The organism is Sphingobium sp. FG11 (assembly GCF_057809915.1).
The window spans coordinates 1-12,635 of record NZ_JBMDKW010000004.1 but is presented as its reverse complement, the minus strand read 5'-3'; the positions used below and the strand labels follow the sequence as shown (position 1 = coordinate 12,635).

Genomic DNA, 12,635 nt, shown 5'->3' with positions numbered 1-12,635 from the left:
CGAGCCTATTTCGTCGGTATTCGCCGGGCGCTCGCCAGATGGTGCGCGTGGGTGATGGCGACAGCCAGCGCGTCCGCCGCGTCCGGCCCGGCTATCTTCGCGCCGGGCAGCAGCCGCGAGACCATCGCGTGCACCTGATCCTTTGATGCGTTGCCTACGCCCACGACCGATTTCTTGACGAGGCGGGCGGCATATTCGCCGACTTCCATCCCCGATCGCGCCGCGCCCAGCAGGATGACGCCGCGCGCTTGCCCGAGCTTGAGCGTCGATTGCGGATTCACGTTGACGAACACCTCCTCGACCGCCGCGCCATCGGGCCGATGTTCAAGGATGAGGTCGGTGAGCGCCAGATCGAGCGCCAGCAGCCGCGTCGCGAGCGGCAGTGCGCTGTCGGTCTTGATCTGGCCATTGCCGACATGGGTCAGCCGGTTGCCATCGACGGCGATCAGGCCCCAGCCCGTCGTGCCGAGACCCGGATCAAGGCCGAGCAGGATCATGGTAGGCGTCAGCCATATTTTTGGTGGAACGCATCCTCGCCCATAACGGCATAAATAATCGCTTCAACCAAAGCAGCGAAGGCTGGTATGAACGTCCAGAAAAATATGAGATAAAGAAAGCCCCAACCAGCGCGGCCAAGATAGAATTTGTGAATTCCTAATCCGCCCAGCAAAAGTGCTAAGATGATCGCGACACCTCTGCTTTTATGCTCGCGATTGCGCACATCGGCCTGAGGTGATCCACATTTGGGGCAAGCAAATGCTTCTTTATGTATTAGGATCCCACAGCCGGAGCAATATTTTTGCCCTGTAGCAGCCGCGCCCCTCAAAGCCATATCTGTCATAAATTCCCCCGCTAGAGTCGGGTTTATAAGACAGGCATGGCTTTTTGCGAACGAATTTATGACAAATCGAGATCCGTCACGTCCAATTCTTATCCGAGCTTCTCCAGCACCGCGTCTGACACTTCATAATTGCCCCAGACGGTCTGGACATCGTCATCATCTTCCAGCGTGTCGACCAGCTTGAGCAGGGTCGCGGCGTTGGCTTCGTCGACTTCGGTCGTGGTTTGCGGCTTCCAGGCGAGCTTTGCGCCTTCCGCCGGACCGAGCTTGGCTTCAAGCGCCTTGGCGACTTCGTGGAGCGCGTCCATCGCGGTCCAGATTTCATGTTCGTCCTCGTTGGACGACACATCCTCCGCGCCCGCTTCCAGCGCGGCTTCGAAGATCGCATCGGCATCGCCCGCGCTGGCGGGATAGGTGATGAGGCCCACGCGGTCGAAACCGTGACTCACCGCGCCGGACGCGCCGAGATTGCCGCCATTTTTGGAAAAGGCGGTGCGGATGTTGGTCGCGGTGCGATTGCGATTGTCGGTCAGCGCCTCGACGATGATGGCGATGCCGGCGGGGCCATAGCCCTCGTAGCGCACTTCCTCGTAATTCTCCCCGCCGGCCGCATTGGCCTTGTCGATCGCGCGCTGGATATTGTCCTTAGGCATCGACTGCGCCTTGGCGGCGTTGACGGCGAGGCGCAGACGCGGGTTCATGTCCGGATCGGGCATGCCCATCTTTGCCGCGACGGTGATTTCGCGGCTGAGCTTGGAGAACATCGAGGAGCGCTTCTTGTCCTGCGCGCCCTTGCGATGCATGATATTCTTGAATTTGGAATGGCCGGCCAAGGCCTTTCTCCCGATAATATCTGTGAAACCGAAGCGCGCTCTCTAGCGAGCGCGGGCCAATCCGGCAATCTCAGATGATGATCGCGGTGCCCGAGGCGGAGACCATCAGCATCGACCCGTTCGACCCCAGCACTTCATAGTCGAGATCGACGCCGACGACCGCATTGGCGCCGAGCGTACCGGCGCGCATCCGCATTTCGCCGATCGCCTGTTCCCGCGCGCGTTGCAGCACATCCTCATAAGCGCCCGACCGGCCGCCGACGATGTCGCGCACGCTGGCGAAAAGGTCGCGGAACAGGTTGGCGCCCACGATCACCTCGCCGGTGACGATGCCGAGATATTCCTTGGCCGGGCGGCCTTCCAGCGTGTTGGTGGTGCTGACGATCATCTCGGACATCGTTTCTTCTCCTTCGATCGGGTTATTCCATACCCAGCGCGGCGAGATAGGTCTGGAGGATGGCTTCCATTTCCTGCCGGTCATGCGGCGGCATTTTGCGCAGGCGCACGATCTGGCGGATGATCTTGGGGTCATAGCCGGTCGCCTTGGCTTCCAGATACACATCCTTGATATCGTCGCCGATGCCCTTCTTCTCTTCTTCGAGACGCTCGATGCGCTCGATCAAAAGGCGTAGCTGGTCGGCGGCGACATTGCCTTCGCTCATGGGTCTTATCTCCAATGGATGTGAATCGGTTGCCGGGGTCCTAGTGGTTGTCGGCGTTCTTCGCCACACTCTCTTTCATCCGGGCGATCTGATCGGGCGTGGCCTCGCCCTGATAGCGATCCTTCCATTCCGCAAAGGGCATGCCGTGGATGAGTTCGCGCGCCTCGTCGCGGCTCAGGCCGCCATCGGCTTCCGCGATCCAGTCGGCAAGGCAGTTGCGGCAGAAGCCGGCCGCGCCCATCAGATCGATATTCTGGACGTCGCTGCGATGTTGAAGATGCGCGACCAGCCTGCGGAAGGCGGTTGCGGCGACGCTGTCGTTGATTATGCTGTCGGGCACCGACACTATCCTTTCCATCATCATCCTGTCGTGCAGCACGGATAAATGAAAAGAGCGTCCTGGCAAGCCGGGGCGCCATGACGAGCAGGAGCGAATGCCTATGACGAGATTGCAGCCCCGGACGCGCAAGGTCCGCATCCTTGTCACTTTGGGGCCATCGAGCGATTCGGCGGAGATGATCCGCGCGCTGTTCGTCGCCGGGGCGGACGCCTTCCGCATCAATATGAGCCATGGCGCGCAGGAAGATCACGCCGCGCGCATCGCGACCATCCGCGCGCTGGAAAAGGAATATGGGCGACCCACGACGATCCTGGGCGATCTGCAAGGGCCAAAGCTGCGGGTCGGCACCTTCGCGGCGGGGCCGGTGATGTTGCAGACCGGCGCGGCGTTCGTGCTCGACCGCGACCTGACGCCGGGCGACGTACGGCGCGTCAATCTGCCCCATCCCGAAATCTATGCCGCGCTGGTCCCGGAGACCCGGCTGCTGCTGGACGATGGCAAGCTGGTGCTGCGGGTCAAGTCCGTGGACGAGGACCGGATCGAGACGATTGTCGAGGTCGGCGGGATGCTGTCCGATCGCAAGGGTGTGAACGTGCCCGATGTGGTGGTGCCGGTGCCCGCGCTGACGGACAAGGACCGGCGGGACCTGAGCTTCGCCATGCAGCAGGGGCTGGACTGGATCGCGCTGAGCTTCGTCCAGCGGCCAGAGGATCTGGCGGAAGCGCGCAAGCTGATGGGTGGCTATGGCGCGTTGATGGCCAAGATCGAAAAGCCCTCCGCCGTGCAGCGGCTGGAGGAGATATTGGAGGTCGCCGATGGCGTCATGGTCGCGCGCGGCGATCTGGGCGTCGAACTGCCGCCGCAGGCCGTGCCGCCGCTTCAGAAGCAGATCGTCGCCACCGCGCGCCGGATGGGCCGTCCGGTGGTCGTGGCGACGCAGATGCTCGAATCGATGATTACCGCGCCGACGCCGACGCGCGCCGAAGTGTCCGATGTCGCCACCGCCGTTTATGACGGGGCCGACGCCATCATGCTTTCGGCCGAGACGGCGGCGGGGGCCTGGCCGGTCGAGGCTGTGCGGATGATGGACAGCATCGCCCACAGCGTAGAGCGCGATCCGGGCTATTTCGCGCGGCTGCATTTCACCGAGACCCAGCCCGATTCGACCACGGCGGACGCATTGGCGGAAGCGGCGGCGGGGATCGTGCCGGTGGTGGGGGCGAGCGCTATCGCCTGCTTCACCTCATCGGGCAGCACGGTGCGCCGGCTCGCGCGCGAGCGTCCGTCCGCGCCGATCCTCGCGCTGACGCCGCGCCAGGACACCGCGCGCAAACTCGGCCTGACCTGGGGCGTTCATGCGGTGCGGACCAAGGATATCGGCACGTTCGAGGAAATGATCGGCAAGGCGCGGCGCATGAGCCTGCGCCATCATATGACCGCCAAGGGGCAGAAGATCGTCGTGCTTGCGGGGGTGCCCTTCGGCACGCCGGGATCGACCAACGTCCTGCATGTCGCGACGATTCGCGGTGATGAGCTGAAGGGGCGGGAATAGCGCGGGCGGGGCGCAGTATTTGTAGACCGCACCGGCCTTCATCCCCACCCGGCCGCCCACCAGAATATCATGTCTGGGCAGCCGGGTGGGGATGAAGGCCGGTGCGGTTGCACCTGAGGCGCATTTCCAAACAGGCACTCAAACGCAGCGAGCGCCCGGTCCATCAGGATCGGGCGCTCGCGGAATATGGCAGTTTCACCAGGGTTCCGCCGACGAAGCGGCGGCGACCCGGATCAGCCCTGGCGGGCTTTGAAACGGCGGTTGGTCTTGTTGATCACATAGGTGCGGCCACGGCGGCGGATCACGCGGTTGTCCCGGTGCCGGTCCTTGAGCGACTTGAGTGAATTGCGGATCTTCATGGAAGTCTGCCCTTGAGTATTGCGATGGTGCCGAAAATCGAAGCGCTGCCCCTATGGGCGGGGCGGGGCAAAGTCAAGGGTGGGGCACGCTCTTTTGCCTGATGATCGTCCCGAGCGCAGCGAAGCGGAGGCAGGCGCGTTGGGATGGAAATGGAGCGCTGGCGTCGTGTATGGGTCACGCACCCCTTTTGGAGTTGGGTCCATGTTGAAGCCTATTCTCGCATCCGCCTGCCTCGTCGCTTCGCTGACGGGGTGCGCCACCGCTGTCCCGCCGGTCGAGGTCACGCGCTTTCATGTGGGTGATCCGGCGCGATCCGGCACGATCGCAGTCGAGGAAATGCCCGGCAATCCCGACGTCAGCCTGGAATTCCGCACCTATGCGACCGCGGTGGAGCGGGAGTTGCAGGGCGTCGGATTTACCGCGGTGCAGCCGGGCGCGCCCAGCGCCTATGTCGCGCGCGTGGCGTTGCGCCGCGCCTTCCGCCCAACCGGCTACGGCACGGAAAAGCCGGTGAGCGTGGGCGTGGGCGGCGCGGTGGGTAGCGGCGGCTATTCGGGGCTGGGGGTCGGGATCGGCATCAATCTGTCGGGCAAGCCCAAGGATATCGTGACCACCGAGCTTCAGGTGCAGATTCGCCGCCGGGGTGATGTGGACGCGATCTGGGAAGGGCGCGCCATGACACAGGCGCGCGAGGGCACGCCCGCCGCGCAGCCCGGCATCGCGGCGGCCAAGCTCGCCGCCGCGCTGATCGGGGGCTATCCGGGGGAATCCGGGCGCACTATAAGCGTCAAATGACGATCTCCATCACCAGCGCTTTCGACAGCGGCAATATTCGCGTTCTTTCCATCCATGACCACCCGGACGGCGTCCGCGCCGAGCTGGAAATCGTGCGCGATCATCAGAGCGATTTTTATCAATGGTTCCACTTCCGCGTCGCGGGGGCGGCGGGGCGCGAGGTCGAACTGAAGATCGTCAATTGCGGCGATTCGGCCTATCCCGACGGCTGGCAGGGCTACAAGGCGCGGATGAGCGAGGATCGCGAGACCTGGTTGCTCGCCGACACCAGCTATGCCGATGGCGTGCTGACCATCCGCGTCACGCCCGACAATGGCGCGCTGTGGATCGCCTATTTCGCGCCCTATTCGATGGAGCGGCATCATGATCTGATCGCCTGGGCGGCGTGCCAGCCGGGCGTGGTGCAGCGTGAACTGGGGGTGACGCTGGATGGCCAGCCGCTCGACCTGCTGACCATCGGCGAAGGCGCGAAGCAGGTGTGGCTCTATGCCCGCCAGCACCCCGGCGAGACCATGGCGGAATGGTGGATGGAAGGCGCGCTGGAGCGGCTATGCGATGAAGAGGATGCGGTTGCCCGGCTGCTGCGCGCGCGGGCGACCTTCCATATCGTGCCCAATATGAACCCGGACGGCAGCCGGCGTGGCCATCTGCGCACCAATGCGGCGGGCGTGAACCTGAACCGCGAATGGCATTCGCCGTCGCCCGAACATAGCCCGGAAGTGTTCGCCGTGCGCGCCGCCATGGACGAGACCGGCGTCGATTTCGCGATCGACGTGCATGGCGACGAGGCGATCCCGGCGGTGTTTCTGGCAGGGTTCGAGGGCATCCCGTCGATCACCGAGCGCCAGCTTGGCCTCTATCGTCGCTATCGCGACACGCTGGCGACGCGCACGCCCGATTTCCAGACGAAGCGCGGCTATCCGGTGGCGGGCGAGGGGAAAGCCAATCTCACCATGTCCACCAACCAGATCGCGGAGCGTTTCGGCGCGGTAGCGATGACGCTGGAAATGCCGTTCAAGGATAATGACGATTTGCCGGACGCCGATTTCGGCTGGTCGCCGGCGCGGTCGATGCAGCTTGGCAAGGATTGTCTGGCCGTGCTGACGGAGATGATCGACGAAATCTGAGACGCGCGCGCTTATGCCGCCGGAAACAGTTCGCCCAGAAAGTCGGTCATCGCCTTGAAGCTGCGCCGGTCGGCGTCTGGCTGATAGGCCATGCCCTTTTCGGGCATATGGACGCTTTCGTCGGTGAAAGCGTGGCCGGTGCCGCCATAGGCGTGAATCTGCCAGTCGCACCGCGCCGCGCTCAACTCCGTCGCCAGCGCGGTGACGGCTGCGGGCGGGGCCAGCGGATCGTCCCAGCCATGGCAGATGAGCAGCTTCGCGGTGATCGCGGCGTTGGGGAAGGGCGGGGCGTCATAGACGCCATGAAAGCTGACGCCGCCGGCAATGTCCGCGCCGCCGCGCACCAGATCGAGCACGCATTTGCCGCCGAAGCAGAATCCGATCGCCGCCGTGCGCGCCGCATCCACCTGCGGCATGGCCTTGAGCGTCGCGTGGCAGGCCCGAAGCCGCGCCAGCATCAGGGCGCGGTCGGCGTTCAGTTCGTTCATATAGCGGCCAGGATCGGCATCGGTGCGAGCCGACCGCCGACCCTGACCAAAGATGTCGGCGACGAGCACCGCATAGCCCAGTGCCGCGACCTTTTCGGCATAGGCGAAATCGCTCTCCTGGGTGCCGAGCACATTGGGGAACAACAATATACCGGGGCGCTGGGGACCGGCGGCGTCCGCGAACACCGCCATGCTTTCCAGCGGCCGGTCGGGACCTTCATGCAGGATGGGTTCGCGGGTCATCATGATCGGTCGCCTTTTTCAGATGCTGCCATGGCCGGGCGCTTCGCCGCGCGCCGCGCGATCGATGCGCGAAGGGCGCTTCCATCCGATGCGCGGGCGCTTGCGCAGGCGCAGCGTCGGCCAGTCGCCATTGTCGGCGCGTTCGGCCAGCCGCATGCCCTGCGCGCGATAGGCCGCCAGCACGGCGGGCGCCTGACCGTTCAGCAACCCGGCGAGGATGATCGAGCCGCCATCCTCCACCAGCGCGCAGAGCGAGGGCGCGAGTTCGATCAGCGGCCCGGCGAGGATATTGGCGATCAACAGATCATAGGGCGCGCGTCCGCCGATGGTGGCATGATCCGCCCCCGCCGCAGTGAAAAGCGCCAATTGGCCCCGGCCAGCACCAGTCAGCACACCGTTCGCGCGGGCATTTTGTTCGCTGATCTCGACTGCGACCGGATCGATATCCGATGCCGTCGCATAGGCGCGCGGCCACAGATGCAGCGCGGCGAAGGCGAGCAGGCCGGTGCCGGTGCCGATATCGGCGATATTGCCAAAGCGCATGCCGACCCGGCGCATCCGGTCGAGCATGGCAAGGCATCCCGCCGTCGTTTCATGCTGCCCGGTGCCGAAGGCGCGGCCCGCCTCGATCAGAAAGTTGATCTGGCCCGGCTGTTCGGGGTCGGTGGCGATATTGCGGACATGGAAGCGGCCCGCGCTGACCGGCTCCAGCCCCTGCTGGCTGAGCGTCACCCAATCCTCGTCGGGCAAGGCTTCGATCACCGGCTTTATCGCCCTGGCGCTCGGTACGAGCGAGCGCAGCAACTTGATCGCGGCGGGAGCGGGCTTGCCTTCGAAATAGGCGTCGAGCCGCCAGGCGTCCTCATTGTCGGGTTCGGCTTCGCTGGTCATCAGCACCGGGGGCTGCTCCATCGCCGCAAACGCCGCGATCTCGCCGTCCAGCGCTTCGGCTTCGGCGCGGGTACAGGGCAGGGTGACTTTCCAGCTTTGGGCCAAACTTTGGGCCAAGCTTTGAGGCAGGCTTTGCGGGGCCGATGCAGCGATATCGTTCATCGGCCGCCCATAGCCCAGCCCGCCGCGAGGGGGAAGGGCCGGGGCGATGCGTGGGAAGGGGTCAGGCGACCTGTCGACCGAAATCCGATGCGGCGTTGCGCAGGCTGCTGAGCTTTCCTTCCACGCTCACAAAGCCGCGTTCAAGCTGGTCGATTTCCGATGCGACGACTTCGGTATCCTGGCGGATGGCGGAAATGGTGGTCGACATGGAATCGGCGGCCAGCGCGGTTTCATCGACGGCGGCGGTAATCATGGTGACGGTCTGCGCCTGCGCGTCCATGGCGTGACGGATGCGTTCGGCGCTCGACTGCACCTCGCCCACCGTTTCGCGAATGCGCTGGTTGGTGTCTACCGATTGCCGGGTCGATGCCTGAATATCGGCGATCTTGCCCGCAATCTCGTCCGTCGCCCGCGCGGTCTGGTTGGCGAGGCTCTTGACCTCCTGCGCCACCACGGCAAAGCCGCGTCCGGCATCGCCAGCACGGGCGGCCTCGATCGTCGCGTTGAGTGCGAGCAGATTGGTCTGCCCCGCAATGTCACGAATCAGGCCCAGGATCGATTCGATCGACTTGGCATGGTCCGACAGGGTGGCCGACATGGATACGGCATCGCCCGATTGAGACGCCGCGCGCTGCGCGATCTCGGCCGCGGCCTCAACTTCGGTGCGGGCGTCCTCGATCGCGCGGATCAGGCCGGCGGAGGTGCGCGCGGCCTCGCGCATGGCGAGTGCCGACTGCTCGGCGGCGGCGGCGACTTCGGACGCCTTGCCCAGCATGCCGCGCGTCGCGGCGGACGCATCCCTGGCCTGTTCGCGCAGTGATTCGCCAAGCTGGGAAGCGCCGCCGATTTCCGTGACGATCCGCTGTTCGAACAGCGCGCTGTAGCGTTGCCGCTCGGCACGCTGCGTCTCCGTTGTATCGCGGGCCAGAACCTTGCCCATCACGCCCGTGTCCATCATGGAAATTCGATTGATGGTGATCAGCATCCGCTGGCATCGCGCCCGATCATTTTCGGTGCGGTCCCAGATCAGTTCGGAAAGCTTTTCGTTGGACCGCGCAATGGCCGCCATCACGCTGTCCACCGGGATGCCCTTTTCACGGGCATGTCGGATGCAGGCCGTCTGCATGTCGATCCAGCGTCCGGCGTCGTAATGCGCAAGTTTCTCGCGGATATAATCATGCGTTCGCGCTTCAATGCGCGCCAGCGCCTCGGTGCCGACCAGACTGCGCAGATCGCTGCTCTGCGTGTATCGCTGGAAGAAAGCGTCCGCCACTTCCGCGATCGAATCCTGAACGAGGCCATGAATTTCCAGCGCGCCCTGCGCGATGCTGTTCATGGGGTCGATTTTCCGGAGGAAATCGGCCTCGACGGTCTTGCTTGCGTCGGCGGATGACATGCTCTTGCGGCCTCTCGATATAATGCAAAGCGTATCTTGCGGCATAGTTGAATTTGGTTAAGCGATCCTTAGCCCCGCAACCCGCCCCGTCGATGCGCGGGCAGCTTGCCCTTGGCCGCGTTCGCACTTAAGGGGAGCGGAATCAGGAAATAGCTTCAGGGACGGAGTAAATATGGCGCGAACCAACAGCCGGCCGCTCTCGCCGCATCTGACGATCTGGAAATGGGGTCCGGCCATGGCCATCTCCATCCTGCATCGCGTCACCGGCAATGGATTGGCAACGGTAGGGGCGATGGGTCTGGTGTGGTGGCTGACCGCCGCCGCGATCGGGCCTGACGCTTATGCGAACTTCATCGCCTGCGCGACGTCGCCGATCGGCTATCTGGTCATGGTTGGCCTGACCTGGGTGTTTTTCCAGCATATGTTTTCGGGGCTGCGCCATTTCGTGCTGGATATCGGCGCGGGCTATGAACTGAAGAGCAACAAGAGCTGGTCGCTGGCGGTTCCGGCCGCTGCGATCATCGTGACCGGCTTCGTCTGGCTTTATATCCTTGGAAAGGGTTTCTGATGGGCAACGGTACTGGTATCGGCCGCGTCCGTGGCCTGGGTTCGGCAAAGCATGGCGCGCATCACTGGCTGGCGCAGCGCTACACCGCCGTCGGCAATTTGCTGCTCGTCCTGTGGCTGATTGTCAGCCTGCTGACACTGCCGGGGCTTGATTATCAGAGCGTCGTGAGCTGGATCGGCCGTCCGCTGGTCGCCGTGCCGCTGATGCTGATGATCGTCAGCATCTTCTGGCATCTGCGCTTGGGCATGCAGGTGATGCTGGAGGATTATGTCCACGACAAGGGTCTGGCTTTCCTGTCGATCCTGCTTCTGAACTTCTACGCCATTGGCGGCGCGGCCGCCGGACTCTTCGCCATCGCGAAGATCGCATTCACGGGGGCCGCTTCCTGATGTCGAACGAAAGCTACAAGATCATCGACCACACCTATGACACGGTGGTCGTGGGTGCTGGTGGGTCGGGCCTGCGCGCCACCATGGGCAGCGCCGAGGCGGGCCTCAAGACCGCGTGCATCACCAAGCTGTTCCCGACCCGCAGCCACACGGTTGCGGCGCAGGGCGGTATCGCGGCGAGCCTGGGCAACAATTCGCCCGATCACTGGACCTGGCACATGTACGACACCGTCAAGGGGTCCGACTGGCTGGGCGATCAGGACGCGATCGAATATATGGTGCGTGAAGCGCCTGCCGCCGTCTACGAGCTGGAGCATGCGGGTGTGCCGTTCAGCCGCAATGCGGAAGGCACGATCTACCAGCGGCCCTTCGGCGGCCACATGCAGAATATGGGCGCCGGCCCGCCGGTGCAGCGCACCTGCGCCGCCGCCGATCGCACCGGCCATGCGATGCTGCATGCGCTGTATCAGCAGTCGCTGAAATATGACGCGGACTTCTATATCGAATATTTCGCCATCGACCTCATCATGGAAAATGGCGAGTGCCGGGGCGTGATCGCCATCTGCATGGAGGACGGGTCGATCCACCGCTTCCGCAGTCATGCGGTCGTGCTGGCGACGGGCGGTTATGGCCGCGCCTATTTCTCCGCCACCTCGGCGCATAGCTGCACCGGCGACGGCGGCGGCATGGTGCTGCGCGCTGGCCTGCCGCTCCAGGATCTGGAGTTCGTGCAGTTCCACCCGACCGGCATTTACGGCGCGGGCGTGCTCATCACCGAAGGCGCGCGTGGCGAGGGCGGCTATCTCACCAACTCCGAAGGCGAGCGCTTCATGGAGCGCTATGCCCCGTCGGCGAAGGATCTGGCGTCGCGTGACGTCGTGTCCCGGTCGATGGCGATGGAAATGCGCGAAGGGCGCGGTGTCGGCGAGCATAAGGATCATATCTTCCTCCACCTCGATCATATCGATCCCAAGGTACTGGCGGAGCGGCTGCCGGGCATTACCGAAAGCGGCAAGATTTTCGCGGGCGTCGACCTGACGCGCCAGCCGCTGCCGGTGACGCCGACGGTCCATTATAATATGGGCGGCATCCCCTGCAACTATCACGGCCAGGTCGTGACGAAGGTCGGCGACGATCCCGAAGTCATCGTGCCGGGCCTGTTCGCGGTCGGCGAAGCGGCGTGCGTGTCGGTGCATGGCGCGAACCGCCTCGGCTCCAACTCGCTGATCGACCTTGTCGTGTTCGGCCGGGCCACGGGCCTGTTCCTCAAGGACAATATCAAGCCCAACAGCCCGCACAAGGCGCTGCCCACGGACTCGGCCGATCTGGCGCTCGGCCGGCTCGACCATTATCGCAATGCGAAAGGCGGCACGTCGACGGCGGATATCCGCATGGACATGCAGCGCACGATGCAGAAGCACGCCGCCGTGTTCCGCGACAGCGCGCTGCTGGCCGAAGGTGTCACGCAGATGCAGGCGGTCAACAAGCGGTTGCAGGATGTCAAGGTCAGCGACCGTTCGCTGATCTGGAACACCGACCTGATCGAGACGCTGGAACTCGACAATCTCATGAGCCAGGCCGTCTGCACGATGGAAGGCGCCGATGCCCGCAAGGAATCGCGCGGGGCGCATGCGCATGAGGATTTCCCGAACCGCGACGACGAAAACTGGATGAAGCACACAATCAGCTGGTTCGAAGGCTGGGGCGGATCGGGCGGCAAGGTGACACTCGATTACCGGCCGGTGCATGATTACACGATGACCGACGAGGCCGAATATATCAAGCCGAAGGCACGGGTGTATTGATCCGTCGCTGACTGGTTGAGATTAGAAGGGGGCGGGCCGAAAGGTCCGCCCTTTTTTTGTTGGGGCGGGTTTTGGACTGTGACTGGGAACGACAAGAGGCAGGCATTGAGGTCGATTTATTATAGGCCTGTTGATTGCTGCTGAGAAGTGACCCGGGGTTTTCATCGAGAAGTGACCCACCTT

The 12,635-nt window shown here is 64.0% G+C and carries 16 protein-coding genes; 6 read left to right on the top strand and 10 right to left on the bottom strand.

Annotation, left to right across the window (positions count from 1 at the left end; all coding sequences use genetic code 11):
* Window positions 1–5 precede the first annotated feature (5 nt).
* From ruvC to ACODSN_RS04325, 6 genes are all read right to left on the bottom strand, one after another.
* The gene (ruvC, locus tag ACODSN_RS04350; RefSeq protein WP_489053432.1) at window positions 6–497 is read right to left on the bottom strand and encodes a crossover junction endodeoxyribonuclease RuvC; all 492 of its coding nucleotides are present in this window, start codon (window positions 495–497) and stop codon (window positions 6–8) included.
* Between the two features lie 8 nt (window positions 498–505).
* Entirely contained in the window at window positions 506–841 is a 336-nt protein-coding gene (locus tag ACODSN_RS04345) for a TM2 domain-containing protein (RefSeq protein ID WP_489053431.1), read from the bottom strand.
* An 89-nt stretch (window positions 842–930) separates the two neighbouring features.
* Window positions 931–1,674, bottom strand: coding sequence for a YebC/PmpR family DNA-binding transcriptional regulator (locus ACODSN_RS04340; RefSeq protein ID WP_489053430.1), 744 nt, complete (start codon window positions 1,672–1,674; stop codon window positions 931–933).
* A 70-nt stretch (window positions 1,675–1,744) separates the two neighbouring features.
* Window positions 1,745–2,071, bottom strand: a complete 327-nt coding sequence (locus tag ACODSN_RS04335) for a heavy metal-binding domain-containing protein (protein WP_489053429.1) — start codon at window positions 2,069–2,071, stop codon at window positions 1,745–1,747.
* A 22-nt stretch (window positions 2,072–2,093) separates the two neighbouring features.
* Window positions 2,094–2,336, bottom strand: a complete 243-nt coding sequence (locus tag ACODSN_RS04330) for a DUF2312 domain-containing protein (protein ID WP_340232637.1) — start codon at window positions 2,334–2,336, stop codon at window positions 2,094–2,096.
* 40 nt (window positions 2,337–2,376) lie between these two features.
* On the bottom strand, window positions 2,377–2,694 hold the full coding sequence (locus ACODSN_RS04325; protein ID WP_489053754.1) for a DUF1244 domain-containing protein: 318 nt from the start codon (window positions 2,692–2,694) through the stop codon (window positions 2,377–2,379).
* A gap of 82 nt (window positions 2,695–2,776) precedes the next feature.
* On the opposite strand from ACODSN_RS04325, the gene pyk reads away from it, so the two are divergent.
* Window positions 2,777–4,228 carry a pyruvate kinase gene (gene pyk / locus ACODSN_RS04320; RefSeq protein ID WP_489053427.1) on the top strand — a complete coding sequence of 484 codons (1,452 nt, stop codon included), beginning with the start codon at window positions 2,777–2,779 and terminating at the stop codon, window positions 4,226–4,228.
* 233 nt (window positions 4,229–4,461) lie between these two features.
* Here the strand turns inward: pyk and ykgO are convergent, their stop codons facing one another.
* A complete protein-coding gene (gene ykgO, locus ACODSN_RS04315; protein ID WP_003046794.1) occupies window positions 4,462–4,587 on the bottom strand; it encodes a type B 50S ribosomal protein L36 in 126 nt (41 codons plus the stop codon).
* 202 nt (window positions 4,588–4,789) lie between these two features.
* Between ykgO and ACODSN_RS04310 the strand changes: the two genes are divergently transcribed.
* Both ACODSN_RS04310 and ACODSN_RS04305 read left to right on the top strand, forming a co-directional pair.
* Entirely contained in the window at window positions 4,790–5,383 is a 594-nt protein-coding gene (locus ACODSN_RS04310) for a hypothetical protein (RefSeq protein WP_489053425.1), read from the top strand.
* On the top strand, window positions 5,380–6,510 hold the full coding sequence (locus ACODSN_RS04305) for a M14 family metallopeptidase (RefSeq protein ID WP_489053423.1): 1,131 nt from the start codon (window positions 5,380–5,382) through the stop codon (window positions 6,508–6,510). Before ACODSN_RS04310 ends, ACODSN_RS04305 begins: the two co-directional genes overlap by 4 nt.
* Before the next feature lie 11 nt (window positions 6,511–6,521).
* On the opposite strand, the gene ACODSN_RS04300 is transcribed toward ACODSN_RS04305, so the two are convergent.
* The 3 genes from ACODSN_RS04300 to ACODSN_RS04290 form a co-directional block, all read right to left on the bottom strand.
* Entirely contained in the window at window positions 6,522–7,241 is a 720-nt protein-coding gene (locus ACODSN_RS04300) for a dienelactone hydrolase family protein (RefSeq protein ID WP_489053753.1), read from the bottom strand.
* A gap of 18 nt (window positions 7,242–7,259) precedes the next feature.
* Entirely contained in the window at window positions 7,260–8,294 is a 1,035-nt protein-coding gene (locus ACODSN_RS04295) for a 50S ribosomal protein L11 methyltransferase (RefSeq protein WP_489053422.1), read from the bottom strand.
* Window positions 8,295–8,355: 61 nt separating this feature from the next.
* Window positions 8,356–9,690: a methyl-accepting chemotaxis protein gene (locus tag ACODSN_RS04290; RefSeq protein ID WP_489053421.1), complete on the bottom strand. Its 1,335-nt coding sequence runs from the start codon at window positions 9,688–9,690 to the stop codon at window positions 8,356–8,358.
* Between the two features lie 172 nt (window positions 9,691–9,862).
* Here ACODSN_RS04290 and sdhC point away from each other — a divergent pair, with 172 nt between their 5' ends.
* From sdhC to sdhA, 3 genes are read left to right on the top strand one after another with little or no spacing between them, the layout of a single operon-like run.
* Window positions 9,863–10,258 (top strand): succinate dehydrogenase, cytochrome b556 subunit, encoded by a 396-nt coding sequence (gene sdhC / locus ACODSN_RS04285; protein WP_489053420.1) that lies wholly within the window; start codon window positions 9,863–9,865, stop codon window positions 10,256–10,258.
* Complete coding sequence (gene sdhD, locus ACODSN_RS04280; protein WP_489053419.1) at window positions 10,258–10,647, top strand: succinate dehydrogenase, hydrophobic membrane anchor protein; 390 nt, start codon at window positions 10,258–10,260, stop codon at window positions 10,645–10,647. Before sdhC ends, sdhD begins: the two co-directional genes overlap by 1 nt.
* A complete protein-coding gene (gene sdhA / locus ACODSN_RS04275) occupies window positions 10,647–12,452 on the top strand; it encodes a succinate dehydrogenase flavoprotein subunit (protein WP_489053418.1) in 1,806 nt (601 codons plus the stop codon). Before sdhD ends, sdhA begins: the two co-directional genes overlap by 1 nt.
* Window positions 12,453–12,635 lie beyond the last annotated feature (183 nt).